The organism is Aureispira anguillae, assembly GCF_026000115.1.
In the GTDB taxonomy this organism is placed as follows: domain Bacteria; phylum Bacteroidota; class Bacteroidia; order Chitinophagales; family Saprospiraceae; genus Aureispira; species Aureispira anguillae.
Genome location: NZ_AP026867.1, coordinates 6,078,905 through 6,098,062 on the forward strand (window position 1 = coordinate 6,078,905; position 19,158 = coordinate 6,098,062).

The window sequence follows — 19,158 nt, forward strand, 5'->3', positions numbered from 1 at the left end:
ATGGATATGAAAAACTATATAAAAATAAGTTGCTTGATTTTCTTTCCTTGTTTGTTATTCGCACAGGGAGGACTACTTAATCAGGGGGCAAAAATAAAAATAACTGCCAATGCTAAAGTTAAAATACTGGATGGTGGCGTTTCGAACCAAGCCAATGGCGAAATACTAAACACAGGTACCGTTTACCTAGATAATGACTGGGTGCAAACAGGAATAAATACAGCCTATTTAGGCACAGGATGGATTTCATTTGAAGGGACTAGCGACCAAAAAATTTCAAGCGCTTCTCCCCTAACAATCTCTAATCTTAGAGTAAGCAATAACAATCGTCTCATTCTAAAAAATGATATTACGATTGCTTACCAATTAGATTTATCCAATAATGGACGTGTTGAATTAGGGAATAATCATTTGATTATGAACCCAAATGCTTTCATTAATAATTATGATGCCAAGCATTATATTATAACGAATGGCACAGGTGCTTTACAGCAAGAAGTTACAGCAACGAAGACGATTTTTCCAATTGGAAATGCAGGCTACAACCCTGTTGTCATCAAAAATGAAGGTACTATAGATAATTTTCGTGCAAGGGTAAAAAACCAAGTAGAACAAATTAATGCTATAGCAATTACGGAAACCGAGAATATGGTTAACAGAACTTGGGTCATCGAAGAAGAAACAATTGGAGGCTCTCTAGCAGCAGTAACCCTGCAATGGGAGACCAATCAAGAACAGAAGAATTTTTCACGTGACCAATCTCTTATTACACAGGGAGAAGATCTTGATGGAAGCAATTCTAAAAACCTTAGCCCAGTCATAAATAATGGCAGTCATTGGGCGCAAACTCGTACTGAGTTGACTTCTTTTTCTTCTTTTGTCGTTAGAAACATCAATACTAGAACCATAGCTTCAAATTCTTCTGAAACGAATTTAGAGCAACTGTCAAACGTCAATATTCAGGTTTTTCCGAGTCCTACGGAAAACTACCTGAATATTCGTTTGCAGGAAGATACCGATCAAGCATTCATCCAATTATTTGACAGTAAAGGTAGTTTAGTTTTACAGACCATAAAAGCTGTTGGTCCAAACCTCCTCATACAACTAGATAATATTGGTAATTTGATTGATGGTATTTATTCTATCCGTATTGTGGATGATAGCAACCGTACTTTTTCTGAGCAATTTGTAAAAAGTCAACAATAGGTTTCTTTATTAATCATATGGTCGCCCCCTTATTGTCTTATTAGATTGTTAATAAGCTCAATAAGGGGCTTTTCTATTTGAGCTCTAAAAAAGTATAAAACATTGCATTAGAACTAAAAAATTAGTTAAGTTGTGTTAAAAAGTTGCATACCTCACCAAGGTATACTTTTTTTGTTTGAAGAATAAAGAACCTCTCACAAGTAGTACACAATATGTTGCCCTATGATTCCAAGCCTTTTACAGTACATTCTATTTCGAGCCAAACAATTCCTTAGGGTTTTAAAAGATATTGGAATAGGACATCTCATTATTTTATTTCCCCTTTTGGCAATTGCAGTATTGGGCGTTTTACAACTTATCTTGACCAGTCAAGGTGGGCTGATTGCTGCTGTACTACTATTTACAGTAGGAGGAAATCATTGGATTCGAAAAGATCGTTTTTTTTTAGAGCAGCTTTCTATCCCTTTAACTATTTTCTTTTTGTTAGAATACTACATCATCTGTAGTCCTTTTTTGATTGGCTTTATTTATTGGTCCAAATGGACGAATTTAATTGTACTAAGTCTAGGTATTTTGATTTTATCAATTATAAAGCCTCCCTATGCTAGAGAAAGCGAGAAAAAAATAACAGATCTATTTCCTCTTCAATGGATTCCACTAGAATTATTTGAATGGCGCTGTGGTTTTCGAAAAAATCCACTGGGATTTATCCTACTTTATATAGTGGGTTTGATTTTTTCTTACTACCCAATTACGGTTCCTGTTGTTTTATTGTTGATGGGATTAGGGATTGCTAACTTTTTCCAATTTTATGAAAATAAAGATTTATTATTGGCAATTAATAACGATCAAAAATTACTGCAAAAAAAGACCTTAAAAAGTTTAAAGTTATTCAATTTACTCTTAATTCCACACTACCTATTATTCCTTTGTTTTCATCATGGGTACCAGTATTGGGCAGCCTTATTTATTGTTAGTATTATTGCTCAAATGATGCTTATTTTTGCTATTGCAATGAAGTACAAAACGTATTCTTTTCATAGTCAAAAAGTTCACAATAGTATCCCTTTTGCCATTTTTGTTGGCTGTTTGACGGTTCCTTTTTTATGGCCAATTCCAGTCTTAATGCTGATTCATTTTTGGAAAAAAGCACAAGAAAATTTAATTCATCACTATGCTTAATATAAAGAATTTAACCGTTTCCTATCAGAAAAATTGTATTCTCAACCAACTTAATATGGAATTCTTACCTGGCGAGATCCATGGCGTATTGGGAATGAATGGAGCAGGAAAAAGCACCTTTTTTAATAGTATTTGTGGGCTGAAGTCCATAGACAGTGGAGAATGTCTTTATCATAATAAATGGGTTAATAGTGATCAAATTGCCTTTATGCAAACACACACCTATTTTTATCCTTATATGCAAGGCATTGAATACCTCAATTTGATTGGAAAACAAAATCCTGATTTTGATCCTTTTCATTGGAATAAAATATTTGAACTACCACTGTATCAGTTGATAGAAAATTATTCTACAGGGATGAAGAAAAAATTAGTCTTTATGGGAGTGTTAGCTCAAAATCGCCCCATCTTGATTTTGGATGAGCCTTTTAATGGAGTGGATATAGAAAGTAATGAAAAAATTATTCAAATCTTAGAATACTTACGTGACAAAGGAAGTACCATTTTGTTGTCCTCTCATATTATTCACTCCCTTACAGATTGTTGTGACAAAGTGAGTTACTTAAAAAATGGTCAATTTGCAAAAACATATTTAAAGAACGACTTCAAAGACTTACAATCTTTGGTAAAAGAACTTGTTAGTCAAGATGTTACTACTGTTCTTTCTGCATTAAATACGCCTTAAAAATTACTGTTATTAAACAATTAAAATGTTAACAAAACGTTAATAAAATCATTTTAATTTGGATTTATAATCCATTTTACTCTATCTTTGTGTCAACAAAAGAAAAAGTTCAATTAATAATAAAGAGTAAAATCTTTATCCATGTCTTATCAAGAAAGGTGGAGGGAATAGGCCCTATGAAACCTTGGCAACCTACTCAAAGTGAGAAAGGTGCCACATCCTTCTTTAATAAAATTATTAGAGATAGATAAGTTGCAAAACAGAGCATATATAACTAAAAATATACAAAACTCTCTTCTAGCACTTGTCTAGGAGAGAGTTTTTTTGTTGGTAGATTTAGCGCTACTCCATCAACAAAAAGAAGCTCCCTAGGCATTTTTTCTTGATAAGCAATCCGCATTTATTAATTATCTATAGAGAAAAGAATTAGAATTATGAGCAATAATATATTAAAGTTAGGCATTTTTGGATTCGGCTGTGTAGGCCAAGGCTTACACAACGTACTTTCGCAAACAAAAGGAATTAATGCAAGTATTGAAAAAATTTGTATCAAACATCCTGACAAAGAGCGTTCGCTTCCTGCCAGTTACTTTACAACTGATCCTTCAGATATTTTAGACAATGCTGATATTGATGTTGTTGTAGAGTTAATTGATGATGCAGAGGCAGCTTATCATATTGTAAAATCAGCTCTTATCAAGGGTAAAGCAGTTGTTAGTGCCAATAAGAAGTTAATTGCTGAACACTTAGAAGAGTTATTGTTTTTACAAAGCAAATACCAAACGCCTCTACTGTATGAAGGAGCGGTTTGTGGAAGTATCCCTATTATTCGAAATTTGGAAGAGTATTATGACAACGATTTATTGAATTCGGTATCGGGTATTTTTAATGGTTCAACCAACTATATCTTGTCCAAAATGAAAAACGAGGGACTGGATTTTGAAGTAGCACTAAAAGAAGCCCAAGAAAAAGGGTTTGCAGAATCTGATCCTACTTTAGATGTAGGAGGCTTTGATCCTAAATACAAATTGTGCATTACCTTACTTCATGCTTTTGGCTTGTTGGTTCGCCCAGAGAATATATTGAATATAGGAATTCAAAATTTAAACGATCAAGATGTTAATTATGCTAACCAAAATAAACAAAAAATAAAGCTGATTGCACATGGACAGAAACAAGGGCAAAATATTTCTGCTTTTGTACTTCCTACCTTTATTAATCCAGATAATCCACTCATCAATGTACACAATGAATTTAATGGCATTTTAGTGGAGTCGGCTTTTGCCAACCAACAATTTTTTGGTGGTAAAGGAGCAGGAAGTGACCCAACAGGATCAGCTGTACTTTCGGACATTAGTGCGCTAACCTACGGTTATAAATATGAGTATAAAAAACTCCATCAAACCACTGTTGTTACTTATTCTACGCAGCAACTATTAGAGGTTTATGTTCGATATAACGACAAAAATGCTGTCCAATGGACAGATTTTGAGTCGATTAATCAGAGTTTTGAATCTGAAGATTATAACTATGTGATCGGCAATATTTACTTAGAGCAATTGCTACAAGAAGAATGGCAACTTAATGACAATATTTCCATTGTTCTAAAAGCAATCGTTGAGGATTCACCGAATATAGTGCAAGAAAAGACCAATAATGCTGTCGTGGAGACAGCTTAAAATAAAAAGAGCATGGTTGAAGTTTCGGTTAAGTTCTTCAAACATGCTCGTGGGAATGAATTTGAATACCAATTACTCGTTCATTTTTGGTTTCAATTCATTCCTTTTTAAGAAGTTAGTTAGTTAGTTAGAGTTTATTGGTTATGGATACAGTTCTAAGTTATGGTAGCTTGGAATTGTTCCATAATTTTATTGGCGAGTAGTTACTTTTAGGGTAAAATCTCCAGTGCTGTTTTCCTCAATTCCAGTCACCGCCACAACAACATGCGTTGCAGTGGTTCCCGCTTTGAGCATTATACGCTCCAATTCTCCTTGAGGTTTAGCGCTAGAACTACAACCTGCCTTGCTCACGTTTTCCAAATAAGGAGGAACATCAAATCGTTTTGCATCAATCATATAACCATATAAGCTCATATTATTATTGGTGGTTAATTCTACCAAAACCTTGGTATTAGCAGGCACCTTAAACGCATACAAACGATGATGTCCGTTAAAGTATTTTTTTTGCCCTTCTGTAAAACAATTGACCGATCCACGCATTCCAAAACGCAAATCAACAAAACGTCCTTCTGATAAATTCCCCTTTATGGTTTGGGTTTTATTTAATTCAACATTTAGGACTTTTACATGTTCAGGAAATTGAGCTGTAGCTACTCCCCAACTACTAACTATTAATAAAAGTGTGACGATTAAAGATTTCATTTTTTATACTATTTATGATCTACAAACTATTCAGTTAAAGCATACAAGGTACAATATTTTTTTGGGATAATTTATGGTCATATTTCCAAAACATCACCTTGTATTATATTAATGCTTATCTATTATTAGAATCCTAATTCTTCAACCACCTTCTCAGGGCGAATCCGACTTAAATTAAAACTAAAGGTAATCCGTCTATAAAATTCTTTGCCGACAAATGATTTAATTTTATTCTCAATATTGTCTGTACCAAAAAGAGGCAAATAGATCCCTCCTGCTCCATCCCAAAGGTCAATCATCAAGCCTCCACTAACCATAATTTCATCTGCGATACTGGGATTCGTCACCAACACATCTGTTATTTTGTGGTATCCAATATCTAAAAAAGGCTTCAATTTGATAAATTTTGTCCTAAATGGCAATTTAATTGGAATATCTGACTTGATATTAATGGCAAATAAGAAGGTATTTGTTGCTCCTGCATATTGGATGGGTTCTATAGCCGTCTTAAAACCTCCTTCCCGAATAGAGATTTGTTGTGCCAATGCATTATCATATTCTCTACGCCCCATTACGTGATCATCATAATGATAATCGTGTCGGTTTCCTGCTATTAATAACAAGGGCATTGCTCCAAAATCACGATCGGTATGCCATAAAAAACCTCCTGTAAAAATACGTAAATCAACAGCCCATAAACGGCTATACATAATTTTAAAATTGGCTTCTAAGGTCAATTTTAAATAATGCTGCTTCTCTTGAATATCATTATAATTGGCATACTCCAAGGTCGTCAAAACATTAAGAGGAGCCTGAGCTTGCTTGTTCACATAATAATGACTCAAACGATGTGTGCTACGCCAACTCACTTCTTTTCCCAAATAGTTATAATAGGAAAATAAACCATTGTTCTCCCTTGTTTCTTGTCCCTGTTCTTCAAAGATAAAAGAATGGGCAAAACGAAAACGGTGTCGTTCTTTGCTAAGGTCACTTGTTTTTCGAAATTCAAACTCTACAAAAGGTGTGATTTTATAAAATCGTTCTTTAAATTTATAAGGTCTATCCTGAGAAAAACGCTTCAATCGCTTATGAAAGGTTTTAAAACTCAGACCATGTGAAAAACGATGCCGCTTAATATAACTATGATGTTTGAGTTCTGCCATCCCTACAGGAGCCAAAGAAAAAGTGCCAAAAAATGGAACAATGGCATACTCCCATTTAGGTTTAGGAATCGGCAAATTATAAACAGCAGCTCCGATCATAACACCATCGTATAGATTAAACCCTAACAATGGCAAAACATTAATGCGAGGTTGATCTGGATTTCTAAAGTCTGCCAATAAACGAATTTTGACAGGTTCTCCCTTCTTAAACCGACTATAAACTCTAATTTCATTATTATTCCGATTCACTTCTGGCATTTCTTTCTCTGCATCAATCTTGTAAGCAACCGCTGGTTCTGACATCATTTCTATAATGGTGTCTTGCCCCCTTTCTAGTGGCTCGACCCAAATTTTTTCTATCACATTCCCCTCTTCATCCAAGGCAGACAACGAAACAGGTGCAGGAATTTCACCTTTGTTTTCAATCCTAATTTCAGCCTTATTATGTTTGTTGCAACAGCTATGACCTGTAGAAGCATAGTCAATTTGCTGTGTTGTATTAATGACATAATCAAAGAACCAACTTAGGTCCTTTGTACTTTCCTTTTCAAATAATGCTCTTAAATCTGCTGGGCTAGGATGTTTAAATTTCCAAGTTTCAAAATAGATTTTTAGGATTCGATCCAATTCCTCTGTGCCCAAATATTCTTGCAGATATCGAAAAGACATGGTTGGTTTTGCATAACCACAAATATAATAATTGATCGATGACAAATCTTGCGAACGACTTTCTATGGGTTGGTCTTCATATTTTTTAGTTTCGTACAAATAAGCTAAATATTCCATCCCTGTATTATAGCCATAATATCGAGACATATACCTTGCATCCATATAAGTATTCCAACCTTCATCCATCCAAGGATGATCCCGTTCATTGCTTCCCAATACTCCATAAAACCAATTATGCCCCACTTCATGTGTAATTACATTGTCTAACCCTTCTTCATATCCTGCTATTCCAATAACGGTTACCATAGGATACTCCATATCCTGCCCCTTGTAATCTCCTTGCACTACAGTCATAGATGAATAAGGGTATTCTCCAACAATGTCGGAATAAAACGCTAACGCTCTATTGGTATACTTGATCGCTTCTGTCCATAAATAAGCTTCTTTTTTGGTAAACATAGCATAGGTATCTACTGTTTTTCCAGATGCTAACTGAACTTCGCCCTTCTGAACATAATAGCGTTTGTCCGCAAACCAAGCAAAATCATGAACATGATTTGCTGTATAACGAATGGTCTTTTTCTTTTCACTAGAAGGTGGAAATGGGTCTGCTTCAAAAGCTACTTGTTCATAATTTATTTGTTTAGAAGCCTCTGCTCTCTCCTCCAGAAATTTTTGTTCAGATGCTGTTTCTAATGTTCCCGTTGCCCCTACAATATAATTTTCAGGCAATGTAATAGAGACATCAAAAGAACCAAACTCAGCATAAAACTCGCCTTGATCCAAGTAAGGCATTGGATGCCAACCATCTTGATCATAAACCGCAGGCTTAGGATACCATTGACACATCATATAAGCTTGGTCTTTGTGCGCTAATCGAGAAAAATTATGAGCAACTTTTACCCTAAAAGGGGTTTTAATGACAGCTGTTTCGCCTGGTAAAATAGCTTTAGGGAGATTCAATTTGGCGATATCGGGCTGTTCAAAATCTTCTTCCCAGTTAATGACCTCGTCGTTACAAGTAAACGCTAACTGATCGATAAATCCCCGATCTTGTTTTTTACTAAAATGAAAATCCAGCCTATTTTGATTCAATAGCTGTTTTGCAAAATCAGTTTGTTGATGTTTATAGGCATTCGGCCATAGATGAAAATACAAATACGACAAAGTGTCAGTTGAGTTATTGGTGTATTTTATTTCAATATTTCCTTGCAGGAAATGTTCTATGTCATCCAATTCTACTGCTATCTTATAAGCTACTTCTTGCTGAAAGTATGCCTTTTCTTGAGCCGCTAAATCACTTATAATCAAAAATAAAGTTGATATAAAAAAATAGTTTCTTATTGATAAAAATAGAGTAGTCATATGATTTTTTTTAATAAAAAAGATATAGTATCCAATTTACAACTTTTAAAGTTTTGATAAAAATTCCAGAACTATTACTAATGGAACAACGTTTGACTTAATAGTTAAAGAATAGATTTTGTCATTTATGGAGCTAGAATAGTTAGTGATACTATAAATCAACATACTATTACTTATAAACATAATAGAAAAAAGATTACAAATTATAAACAGTATAGTTACAAATAAGCCTTGACTATTGCTCTTTTTATTTGTATATTTAAAGAAAGAGGTACTACTATAGTATCATTTGAAATCCAAACAACTTGTAGATGGAAGCACATGATTATGATGGCGAACATCAACCAGATTTGAAATTACTGGTACAACGATATGAAGAAATGCTAAGAGAAGGTGGCATCTCTTTTTTAGAGATTGATAGTTTTTTAATGTTGGCTGATTATTATGAAGAAAGCAGTCAGTTTAAACAAGCATTGGGAGTATTAAGTCAAGCAATGAAGCAACATCCCTTTTCTGCGTCTTTATATATTCGAAAAGCTCAAATTTTTACGGAACAGGAGCAGTATGAATTCGCATTTGAGGCCTTAGAATCTGCAATTATTTATGAACCATCTGATTTAGATATTTACCTCACGAAGGCTGATATCTATATGAGGATGTTTGATCAGAAAAATGCTATAAAGGTCATTCAAATTGCGAAAAAATATGCGAACCCTGAAGAGGTCGCTGATCTTTATATTTTAGAATCTACAATCTATGAAACAAAAAAAGATTATATCAATGCCCTAAAGTACTTAAAAAAAGCACTTTGGAGAGATCCTAAAAATGATATTGCACTTAGTCGCATATCAGGCTTATATGATCTTACTAAAAGCTACAGTGAGTCCATTTCATTTCATTTAAAATTAATCAATAAACAACCTTACTCCTATTGGGCTTGGTACAATCTAGGCTTAGCCTACATGCAAATCGGCTCACTCAAAGAGGCTGCAGAGGCTTTTGATTATGCCATTGTTATTAATGAACAGTTTGAACCTGCTTATCATTATTATATTGATTGTTACATTGGCTTAGAGGAATATGACTTAGCACTTCGCTATCTAGGAGAATATCAAGATTTTTTTGAATCTGACGCTGAAATATGGTATCGTTTTGGGCAATGCTATGAATATAAACATCAATACGCTGTCGCTCGAAAGAACTATAGCAAAGCACTAGAATACAATAGTTTAAATGGCCTAGTTTACTACAACATTGGAAATTGTTATGTAGAAGAAAATGAATGGCATTTAGCGGAAAAAGCATTCTTGCAAGCTTATTCTGTCAATCGATTTAATGCTGAATTTTGCCTATCCTTGGCAGACACCTATGATGCCTTAGAAAATTCCGATAAAGCACATGAGTTTTATCATAAAGCATTAGCGATAGAACCTAAGGAAGTAGGCATTTGGATTCATTATATTGAATTCTTAATTGACGAAGAGTCTTATGCTGTTGCATCCGAAATGTTAGATGAAGCTAGGGAATATGTAGATAGTGTATTATTAGATTATGCCCAAGCGGCTGTTTTGATCGAGTCAGGGCAACGTCAAGAAGGGTTTATTGTTTTGGGACGTGCTTTGTTAGATAATTATACGATACATACTTATATTTATCAGATTGCTCCACGATTGAAACAAGATCCTAATCTTGCTTCATTTATTTTGAGCTATAAAGAAGAAGAATAGTATACGTCTTTCTCTAAAAAAAGAAAATCGCTAAACTTTAATTGATAAAGTTTAGCGATTTTTTATTCTAGCAGAATAATGACCTATGGCAAGGTTGCAATCATAGCAGCATAAGCTCCATTATCTCCAGAACTGTGGAAAGAAGTTGTAGAACAACCTAGCTCTGTAGCACGCTCATTAATTTTAGCGACTCTATTATCTGGATTTGGGTGTGTACTCAAAAACGCTGGGGTACCAGAAGTTTGTCCTTGAGCAATTAATTTAGTAAAAAATCCAGCCGCTCCATTACAAGCATATTTTGAACTTTGTAAATAATCTACTGAATGTTCATCAGCATCGGTTTCGTGTGCACGACTAAAACCTAGCTCTGTCAAGCCTCCAGCAACTTGGCTCAACTGTGCAGCAGTTGCATTATTACTAGCAATGGCTATTAACATATCAATGCCATACTTTTCTGTCATACTAGCAGTAGAATGACGCTGATCTGCATGTGCGATTTCATGCGCCAAAACTCCAGCTAAATGATCTACTTCATCCAAGTATTTCATCAAACCAGTATAAACATAGATATAACCGCCTGGTGCGCAAAAGGCATTTAGCGTAGCATCATCGTGAATAATTTTAAGTTTCCAATCAAACTTATCTTTGTATTTTACTTCTGGCGATTTTAATATCTCATCACGCATATCCAACAAATAGGCATAAGCAGTAGGATATTGTGTTTCGCTCAAAAGTGGATATTGAGTAGGGTCATTTGCTATTTCTGCTTCTAATTGTGCACCTAATTGTTTGTCCTGATCTACTGTAAAAATATTAATCGGTCGATCGCAAGCACTACCAAATACAGCAACTAAAACCAATAAGGTCAATAAATTTCTAAACTTTGTCATTATCTCTATGGATTTTGCTTATTATAATTAATATAAAAATTCTAATACGAAGTACCGCTTTTTTGAGCAAAAAGGAGGGCTAATTCTTGCCAAAGAAGCATTTTTTTTGCCAAAAAATAAACTAAATACCTTAGGTTGCTTCCTAAAAATATCATTCCAAAATAACAATTTGAAATTACTAAATAAAAAAAGACTCTAATAGTTATCGTCTATCAGAGTCTTTAATATACTTAAAATTAATTTATTATGCGTATTCTGCTTTGCGTTTTAATACCTTTTGGATCGCATTAACAACATCAACAGTATCCAATCCATATTTGGCAATCAAATCTGGCACTTTTCCGCTCTCTCCAAACGTATCGTTTACAGCAACAAATTCCATTAAGGTAGGCTGATGTTGAGACAATACACGAGAAATACTTTCTCCCAAACCACCAATCACATTATGTTCCTCTGCAACAACTACACATTTGGTTTTAGCAGCAGATTTTAAAACAGCCTCGGTATCCAATGGTTTTATGGTATGAATATTAATTAATTCACAGCTTATCCCCTGCTCAGCCAATTCTTTAGCTGCTTCTACAGCCTTCCACACTAAATGTCCTGTTGCAAAGATAGTAACATCTGTTCCTTCATTTAACAACAAAGCCTTACCAATTTCAAAAGGCATATTTTCGGTAAACATAGGCCAACCAGGACGCCCAAATCTCAAATAAACAGGTCCTTCATGGTCTGCAATTGCTACCGTAGCAGCCTTAGTTTGGTGATAATCACAAGGATTAATCACTGTCATACCAGGCAACATTTTCATCATTCCTACATCCTCCAAGGTTTGATGAGTTGCCCCATCCTCTCCTAGTGTCAATCCAGCATGAGAAGCACAAATTTTTACATTTTTGTCTGAATAAGCAACCGACTGACGTACTTGATCAAAAACACGAGCAGTAGAAAAATTAGCGAAGGTTCCAGTAAAAGGAACTTTCCCTGCCGTTGCCAAGCCCGCAGCAACACCAATCATATTCGCTTCAGAAATTCCCATTTGAAAAAATCGCTCTGGAAATTCATCAATAAACTTGTTCATTTTTAAGGAGCCCACCAAATCCGCACAAAGTGCTACAACATTTGGGTTATTTTTGCCTGCTTCGTACAAACCATCTCCAAAACCATCACGGGTTGCTTTTTTGCCTGTACTTATAATATCTTTAAGCATTTTCTTAGAATTTTAATTACCGTTATAAATGATGATTTAACAAATTACAAAGGGTAGTCACCCAATGTTTCTTCCAATTGAGCCAACGCAATATCTTTTTGCTCATCATTAGGCGGTTTACCATGCCATTTATGAGTACCAGACATAAAATCAACTCCATGCCCCATATCTGTTTTCATCAAAATTACAACAGGTTTCCCCTTGCCCGTCTTGGCTTTAGCAGCAGCAAATCCTTTTAATACTTCTGCCATTTTGTTGCCGTCCATATGTACAACATCCCAACCAAATGCCAACCACTTTGCTTCGAGATCTCCCAAACTAAGTACATCATCATTCGATCCATCAATCTGTTGACCATTCCAGTCTACAGTAACAATAACATTGTCCGTTTTTTGATGAGCAGCAAAGAGCATCGCTTCCCAGATTTGTCCTTCTTGCAATTCGCCATCTCCAGTCAATACATAAACCAATTTGTCGTCACCATCCATCTTTTTGGCCAATGCTGTACCTAAAGCAATAGACAAGCCTTGCCCTAAAGAACCAGAGGCTACTCGTATACCAGGTAGACCTTCATGAGTTGCAGGGTGCCCCTGTAAGCGAGAATTTAGTGCACGGAAAGTAGCCAACTCTTCTACAGGAAAATAGCCTGAACGAGCTAATACGCTGTACCATACTGGTGAAATGTGTCCGTTTGACAAATAGAAAACATCTTCTCCTTTGCCTTCCATATTAAAAGTTGGATTGTGGTCCATTATCTCTTGATACAATGCTGTAAAAAAATCAGCACAGCCCAAAGAACCTCCTGGATGACCACTTTGACAAGCATGTACCATACGAATAATATCGCGACGTACTTGTGTAGCCATACGTTCTAGTGATTGTATATCAGCCATGATTAGGTTATATTGTATATTAGTAATATAAAGGTAGGTAATAAAATTTGCTGCAAATATAAGCTTTTTATTTTTAGCTACTGAGGTTCCTTCTATGGAATTAATAATTTATATCACCTCCAAGCCAACGTCCTATCGTTTATTAATAAGATATTTATGGGCTAATAAAGTGCTTAATGGATCCATCATTATATTGTTCTTACCAACCATAATATGTGTCCACTCAGTTCAATTATTTAGGCACAGGCATACCTATATATATAGTATAATTACTGCACTTCTGCCCTATTTAGATAGAGCACTCATTACCAATGAATTACATAACGCTATTCCGATAGCTCAATTGGAGCGTGCAATTCTGGATAATTATTATCCAATGAATCTATATCTTTAGAAATAGGATAGATATCTAACCAACCTTCCTCTAGTGGTTGTAATAAATTTAATGTTGTAGCTAAGGATTGTTCTTCTAACCACCTACTACGCTCACTTCCAGTTGTAATCAATGCAGGCATTCGAACAATGCCTAATTTTTGTAAATCTTGGTTGGCAGGAACTGTAATAATAGAAAATGTTTTGAATAACTCTCCCTTGCCATCAATCCATACATCCCAAACTCCTGCAAAAGTCATTAATTCACCATTTTTTAGTTGAATGCGATAAGGCTGAGTTGCCCTTCCATCTTTCGTCCATTCATAATAACTATCCGCAAAAACCAAACAACGCCTTTGTCGAATTGGCAACCGAAAAGATAATTTACTTGCAATTCCCTCTACCTGTGCAGTAATAAGATTTGTACCAACACTTTTGTCTTTAGCCCAATGCGGAATTAACCCCCAACCAAATATCTGTAGGTCCAATGAGTTATTCGTTAATATATAAGCATTTTGAGTTGCTCCAATATTAAAACTTTGTTGCAATTCTTTTTTTATATCTAGATTGAACTGGCGCTTCATTTTTTCTTTAGAAGCGGAGAAAGAGAAACGAGTAGGCATATAGATTGGGTGTTTACAGCAAACTAGTATGTTTTACATACTATAATATATAGGTTGTATACGGTATTCGGTGTACTATAGTATAAATACGGAGGAGAATTTAGATTTAATGCACACTAAACTTAAGTGCATATTTTTCTCCTATTAATAGATATCCGTTGTTAAGTTAGCTATCCATTTTTAATAGTTAGACTGAGGATACCTATACTATATAAATATAGTCTTTTATGACTAAAACAAATCTGTGTTTTTGTCTTATTTCATGAAAATAACCCACAAAAGTAAAATAATAAATCTAATAACAAAGATTGTCTCCTGTTATTTTTTATTTTTTTTTAGGTAAAGCCTTTTTGTTATCCACAGTCCTTAAAGTTATCCACACAATCATGGTGCATAAAAAGATTTTTGAAAACGAGACTTATCTATTTTTCATTTTTTTGATGACAAAAAGAAAATAAAAACACAAAAAAAGAACAAAAAAAGGTTTTAAAAAGTTAACTAGTGTAGTTACTCACATAGAATCCACAAGTTACCCACACTTTATCCACATTGTGTATAAATAACTCCAAAAAGACCATATATAGCTCTAAAAAAAGCAACCTCTTCTAAAAAACAGTCTTTCTACTACATTTTTTTGTGTTTTGGCCTAAAAACAATTTGTTGCGAGGTACTTATCCACAGTTTTTTTACAATAATATGTAAAAAGCTTAAAAACAGCAAATTAAAACTTAAGTTATCCACACAACTTTCGTGAATAACTGTGGATAACATAGGGTTTTATCAACATCCTATCCACAGTTTTTTTTATTTTTTTTGAATTTACCCAAAAATACCTAAATAATGTGGATTAACTCTAAAATACACACATAGATATCCACAGTTCTCCACAAAAAAAAAGGAAAACATAAATTAGTACACACTTTATCCACATTTTGGATAATTCAGTGGATAACTTTAGTTATTAGCGCATAATCAGTACTTTTCTTGTGGATAACTAATGTGTATAAATCAGCTCTATTTGTGAATTGTTAGCATCCAAATAAATCAAACAGATTCTTTTTCACTTATCCACTTATCCACAGCCCTAATAATGATAGCTTTTTTTTATTTTAAATTTTCTTTTTATTATAATAATATAGATGTGAGATTTTTTTTTGCCCAACCCGAAAAACAAATTTTTGTTTTTGTTCCTTGCTTCTATTCGTTTTCGTTTTTCATTTCTTCATTGTTTAGATTTTGTCTAAATGAAAATAACCTTTAATCAATTATAGTATGATATTGTTTATGGAGTTGTATTTTTGTGAGAAGGATCTAACACATTTTATGTGTATTTAATAATTAATATTTGCTGTGCAATGTTTTTATTAGGACTAAAACTTTGATTAGTAGTTTTTTATAAAATGATTGTAAGGAGCAAATTGACAGTATAAACATAGATAATATCAAGATGGCTAAAGAAACAAAAGTGTTCTCTACGGCAGTAAAAATTTGGTTATTGGTAGGAGTGGTTATGGTATTTTGTCAGGTTGTAATAGGGGGCATTACCCGTTTGACAGATTCAGGGCTCTCTATTACAGAATGGGCAGTTATTCAAGGAACAATACCTCCACTTGATGCTGAGCAATGGGAAACAGCTCGACAGGAGTATATGGTACATGCTATAGGACAAGTAAAAATGAAATGGTCGGGAAGTCTGTATCCCGATGGCATTCCTATGAGTGATTTTAAGTTTATCTATTTTTGGGAATATTTTCATCGATTGTGGGCTCGTACTATGGGCTTTGTATTTTTAATCCCTTTTTTAATTTTTTGGCGTAGGAAGATGTTATCAAAGCCATTGATGATTATGCTAGGGAAGGTGGTTGCATTAACGGTTTTGGTGGCTATTTTTGGCTGGATTATGGTTAAATCAGGTTTAGATACACCAGAATTTGCTTGGGTTAATGGTTATAAATTGACGATACATTTGAGTTTAGCAACAATTGTATTTGGTTATTTATGGTGGGTTTCTTTGCATGTTATTCAACCCATAACAACAGATGAACACAATAAGCGTTTGAGAGTGTTTGCTTGGCGTATTACCACAATCGTTTGTCTTCAAATTGTATTAGGAGGGCTTATGGCTGGGATTAAAGCTGGTTTAGTTTTTAATCATTTTCCTCATATGGAAGTTAATTCAACGGATGAATCATGGATATGGATTGCTGATGTGCTGAAAGATTATTCGAAGTGGACTTGGGAAAATATGAGAGCCTATAATTCTAAGGAAGGGGCTGGTTTTGCTGCGGCATTAATTCAGCTATTGCATCGAGGAACGGCTTATTTGTTGTGCTTCTTAATTCCTATTTTTTACTTATATCTACGCCGAATCCACCAATCTAAGCAATTGGCAATGGGAGGAAAAATTTTAATTGTAGTACTAATTGTTCAAGTTACACTTGGTATTTTTACACTTTTAAATGGTATAGGACAGATTCCTTTATTATTGGGGGTTTTACATCAGGCAGGAGGGTTGTTACTATTGGCAGCTATGCTTTATGTCAATTATCAATTTAGTAATGGAGGAAAGCATATATTGCGAAAAGTAGGGCAAAAGGAAGAAGCGTTGGTAACAACAGATTAGTTTTAACAGGGCAGTAACCAACCGTTATATAAGAAGCCCTTAACGGAGCATTAATAGAATATAAGACAATATAATTTTAATCTTGTCCTTGCTAGTACAATACTGGCAAGGACATTTTTTATTAACTAAAAAACAAAATTATGAATGTCAAAAAAGGTTTACTATTAATTTGCTGTTTAATGTATAGCAGCGTTTTTTTTGCTCAGGAAAAAACTAGAATTCATGAGTTGGGTTTATCATTTAATTCAGGACTAGATTTTGGTTTGATTTATAAAACAGGCAAGGCCAATAGTCTCTTTAGAATCAGTACGTTATTTTTTAATGGCACCAATTCTATCACCCATAATTCAAGTCATAGTTTCAGTAATAATAGCATTGGAGCTGGCTTTTCTTTGGGGGCAGAGTTTAGAAAAAATATTGCTTCCGAATTCTTTTTTTCTTATGGTTTTGATGCTGGTCTTGATTATAGAGGAGCTAAAAGATTAGATCCAAGTCAGAATCAAGAAGTTCAACACTTCATATCTCCAACTATTAATTTATTGCTAGGAGTGGGGTATGTATTAAAAAAGCACTTGGTTTTTTCTTTAGAAGTGATGCCTTATTTTAGTTATAATATTTCGATATTAGAACCTAGCCCATCTATCAATCATCAAATTGCCTACGGTTTTAACATTAACAGTGTAAAGTTTGTTGTTGCTTATCGATTCTAAAAACAAAAAAAGGTTATCTCAAATTTTAAAATTCGAGATAACCTAATATACGATTGACAAAGGAGATTTTACTTAGTAAATTTGCTGAACAATTTCTTTTATGGTATCTACATCTCCCATGGTATAGTAATGCAAACAGGGCGTTCCTGCTGCTTTAAGTTCTTTAGATTGTGCTACTGTCCATTCAATTCCAACCTGACGGCGAGCTTCAGCATCCTTAGCGGCTAATAAGGCATCAGAAAATTCTTTAGGAATATTTAGATGGAACAGACGAGGGATTGAATTTAGTTGATATTTTTTGGTAATTGGTTTCAATCCTGGAACAATAGGAACATTGATGCCTGCTGCTCTACAGCGCTTGACAAAATCGAAGTACTGTTTGTTGTCAAAAAACATTTGTGTTACAATGTATTCTGCTCCAGCATCAATCTTTTGCTTTAGAAAATGCAAATCACTTTGCATATTTGGTGCCTCAAAATGTTTTTCAGGATAGCCTGCTACACCTGTACAAAAGTCAGAGGGTTCTGCATTGGTAATTTCATTGTCTAAATAAATGCCTTCATTCATATTGACCAGTTGCTTGACCAAATCAAGGGCATAGTGATGACCATTGGGTTCTGGAATAAATTTCCCATCAAATTTCCGAGCATCTCCTCGTAGGACTAAAACATTGTCAATTCCCAAAAATTTGAGATCAATTAGAGCATCTTCTGTCTCTTCAACGCTAAAACCTCCACAAATAAGATGCGGAACAGCATCAATTCCATAACGATGCATAATGGCTGCACAGATTCCTACCGTACCTGGTCGTTTTCGCATGGCTACTTTTTCATAGTAACCACTAGAGCGTTTTTTATAAATAAATTCTTCTCGATGATAGGTCACATCGATGAATGGAGGGTTAAATTCCATCAAGGGATCCAATGTATCAAAAATACTTTGGATTTTTCCACCTTTTAGGGGAGGTAAAATTTCAAAAGAAATTAAAGTTTCGCCATTGGCTGCTTTAAAATGGTCTGTTACCTTCATAGTAGTTGATTGCTTAATAATACTGATGATCTAAAATCAGTTAAGCTAGTTAGATGGAGCAAAGATAGATAATTTAGAGATAAAAAAAAATACTGCTTATCTAGATGCTCAAATAGTGCCTAGATCTTTTGGAAGGAGGGCTGTTCTATTGGATTTATCGCATTAATAATCAGGTAAAAAACATTGGCTGCATAAGCTACCGTAATTGTTATTTGGATAATTAGCTTTGACTTTTGCTGTATAAATAGTAGAATAAATAAGTGGATGGCAGAAAATGCAGTTATACAGTGACAAATAAATATAAAAATAGTTAAATAATATATGGACCTGAATGCTTAGTATTCTTAGCTATATTTTGATTTTTTGGTTAATTGTAATTTTTTGATTATTAGTGATTTGTATTTTTTCAATAGTATAGATAAAAAAATAA

14 protein-coding genes and 1 riboswitch are annotated in these 19,158 nt (G+C 34.2%); of the genes, 7 read left to right on the forward strand and 7 right to left on the reverse strand.

Going from position 1 to position 19,158, the window contains the following annotated elements; genetic code table 11:
* Positions 1 to 6: 6 nt before the first annotated feature.
* The 4 genes from AsAng_RS23830 to AsAng_RS23845 all read left to right on the forward strand — a co-directional run bounded on the left by AsAng_RS23830 (position 7) and on the right by AsAng_RS23845 (position 4,752).
* Complete coding sequence (locus tag AsAng_RS23830) at positions 7 to 1,206, forward strand: T9SS type A sorting domain-containing protein (RefSeq protein ID WP_264789612.1); 1,200 nt, start codon at positions 7 to 9, stop codon at positions 1,204 to 1,206.
* A gap of 222 nt (positions 1,207 to 1,428) precedes the next feature.
* A complete protein-coding gene (locus AsAng_RS23835) occupies positions 1,429 to 2,388 on the forward strand; it encodes a hypothetical protein (protein WP_264789613.1) in 960 nt (319 codons plus the stop codon).
* A complete protein-coding gene (locus tag AsAng_RS23840) occupies positions 2,381 to 3,073 on the forward strand; it encodes an ATP-binding cassette domain-containing protein (RefSeq protein WP_264789614.1) in 693 nt (230 codons plus the stop codon). The genes AsAng_RS23835 and AsAng_RS23840 overlap by 8 nt, the downstream gene beginning before the upstream one ends.
* A gap of 143 nt (positions 3,074 to 3,216) precedes the next feature.
* A riboswitch (SAM riboswitch) is annotated at positions 3,217 to 3,327 on the forward strand.
* A 180-nt stretch (positions 3,328 to 3,507) separates the two neighbouring features.
* Positions 3,508 to 4,752 (forward strand): homoserine dehydrogenase, encoded by a 1,245-nt coding sequence (locus AsAng_RS23845; RefSeq protein WP_264789615.1) that lies wholly within the window; start codon positions 3,508 to 3,510, stop codon positions 4,750 to 4,752.
* 189 nt (positions 4,753 to 4,941) lie between these two features.
* On the opposite strand, the gene AsAng_RS23850 is transcribed toward AsAng_RS23845, so the two are convergent.
* Positions 4,942 to 5,454 (reverse strand): hypothetical protein, encoded by a 513-nt coding sequence (locus AsAng_RS23850; protein ID WP_264789616.1) that lies wholly within the window; start codon positions 5,452 to 5,454, stop codon positions 4,942 to 4,944.
* A 125-nt stretch (positions 5,455 to 5,579) separates the two neighbouring features.
* Positions 5,580 to 8,651 carry a M1 family metallopeptidase gene (locus tag AsAng_RS23855; protein WP_264789617.1) on the reverse strand — a complete coding sequence of 1,024 codons (3,072 nt, stop codon included), beginning with the start codon at positions 8,649 to 8,651 and terminating at the stop codon, positions 5,580 to 5,582.
* A gap of 311 nt (positions 8,652 to 8,962) precedes the next feature.
* Between AsAng_RS23855 and AsAng_RS23860 the strand changes: the two genes are divergently transcribed.
* Positions 8,963 to 10,378: a tetratricopeptide repeat protein gene (locus tag AsAng_RS23860; protein WP_264789618.1), complete on the forward strand. Its 1,416-nt coding sequence runs from the start codon at positions 8,963 to 8,965 to the stop codon at positions 10,376 to 10,378.
* Between the two features lie 83 nt (positions 10,379 to 10,461).
* Here the strand turns inward: AsAng_RS23860 and AsAng_RS23865 are convergent, their stop codons facing one another.
* The 4 genes from AsAng_RS23865 to AsAng_RS23880 form a co-directional block, all read right to left on the reverse strand.
* Positions 10,462 to 11,268, reverse strand: a complete 807-nt coding sequence (locus AsAng_RS23865; protein WP_264789619.1) for a M48 family metalloprotease — start codon at positions 11,266 to 11,268, stop codon at positions 10,462 to 10,464.
* 244 nt (positions 11,269 to 11,512) lie between these two features.
* The gene (locus tag AsAng_RS23870; protein WP_264789620.1) at positions 11,513 to 12,478 is read right to left on the reverse strand and encodes a transketolase family protein; all 966 of its coding nucleotides are present in this window, start codon (positions 12,476 to 12,478) and stop codon (positions 11,513 to 11,515) included.
* 44 nt (positions 12,479 to 12,522) lie between these two features.
* Positions 12,523 to 13,371, reverse strand: a complete 849-nt coding sequence (locus tag AsAng_RS23875) for a transketolase (protein WP_264789621.1) — start codon at positions 13,369 to 13,371, stop codon at positions 12,523 to 12,525.
* Between the two features lie 326 nt (positions 13,372 to 13,697).
* Positions 13,698 to 14,366, reverse strand: coding sequence for an SOS response-associated peptidase (locus tag AsAng_RS23880; RefSeq protein ID WP_264789622.1), 669 nt, complete (start codon positions 14,364 to 14,366; stop codon positions 13,698 to 13,700).
* A gap of 1,447 nt (positions 14,367 to 15,813) precedes the next feature.
* Between AsAng_RS23880 and AsAng_RS23885 the strand changes: the two genes are divergently transcribed.
* Complete coding sequence (locus AsAng_RS23885) at positions 15,814 to 16,989, forward strand: COX15/CtaA family protein (RefSeq protein ID WP_264789623.1); 1,176 nt, start codon at positions 15,814 to 15,816, stop codon at positions 16,987 to 16,989.
* A 140-nt stretch (positions 16,990 to 17,129) separates the two neighbouring features.
* Positions 17,130 to 17,699: a hypothetical protein gene (locus AsAng_RS23890; protein ID WP_264789624.1), complete on the forward strand. Its 570-nt coding sequence runs from the start codon at positions 17,130 to 17,132 to the stop codon at positions 17,697 to 17,699.
* Positions 17,700 to 17,771: 72 nt separating this feature from the next.
* Here AsAng_RS23890 and metF read toward each other — a convergent pair whose 3' ends face one another.
* Complete coding sequence (gene metF, locus AsAng_RS23895; RefSeq protein ID WP_264789625.1) at positions 17,772 to 18,728, reverse strand: methylenetetrahydrofolate reductase [NAD(P)H]; 957 nt, start codon at positions 18,726 to 18,728, stop codon at positions 17,772 to 17,774.
* Positions 18,729 to 19,158 lie beyond the last annotated feature (430 nt).

Coding starts and splice junctions, on each gene's coding strand:
- AsAng_RS23830 (WP_264789612.1), top strand. CDS start 7: ATGAAAAACTATATAAAAATAAGTTGCTTGATTTTCTTTCCTTGTTTG.
- AsAng_RS23835 (WP_264789613.1), top strand. CDS start 1,429: ATGATTCCAAGCCTTTTACAGTACATTCTATTTCGAGCCAAACAATTC.
- AsAng_RS23840 (WP_264789614.1), top strand. CDS start 2,381: ATGCTTAATATAAAGAATTTAACCGTTTCCTATCAGAAAAATTGTATT.
- AsAng_RS23845 (WP_264789615.1), top strand. CDS start 3,508: ATGAGCAATAATATATTAAAGTTAGGCATTTTTGGATTCGGCTGTGTA.
- AsAng_RS23850 (WP_264789616.1), bottom strand. CDS start 5,454: ATGAAATCTTTAATCGTCACACTTTTATTAATAGTTAGTAGTTGGGGA.
- AsAng_RS23855 (WP_264789617.1), bottom strand. CDS start 8,651: ATGACTACTCTATTTTTATCAATAAGAAACTATTTTTTTATATCAACT.
- AsAng_RS23860 (WP_264789618.1), top strand. CDS start 8,963: ATGGAAGCACATGATTATGATGGCGAACATCAACCAGATTTGAAATTA.
- AsAng_RS23865 (WP_264789619.1), bottom strand. CDS start 11,268: ATGACAAAGTTTAGAAATTTATTGACCTTATTGGTTTTAGTTGCTGTA.
- AsAng_RS23870 (WP_264789620.1), bottom strand. CDS start 12,478: ATGCTTAAAGATATTATAAGTACAGGCAAAAAAGCAACCCGTGATGGT.
- AsAng_RS23875 (WP_264789621.1), bottom strand. CDS start 13,371: ATGGCTGATATACAATCACTAGAACGTATGGCTACACAAGTACGTCGC.
- AsAng_RS23880 (WP_264789622.1), bottom strand. CDS start 14,366: ATGCCTACTCGTTTCTCTTTCTCCGCTTCTAAAGAAAAAATGAAGCGC.
- AsAng_RS23885 (WP_264789623.1), top strand. CDS start 15,814: ATGGCTAAAGAAACAAAAGTGTTCTCTACGGCAGTAAAAATTTGGTTA.
- AsAng_RS23890 (WP_264789624.1), top strand. CDS start 17,130: ATGAATGTCAAAAAAGGTTTACTATTAATTTGCTGTTTAATGTATAGC.
- metF (WP_264789625.1), bottom strand. CDS start 18,728: ATGAAGGTAACAGACCATTTTAAAGCAGCCAATGGCGAAACTTTAATT.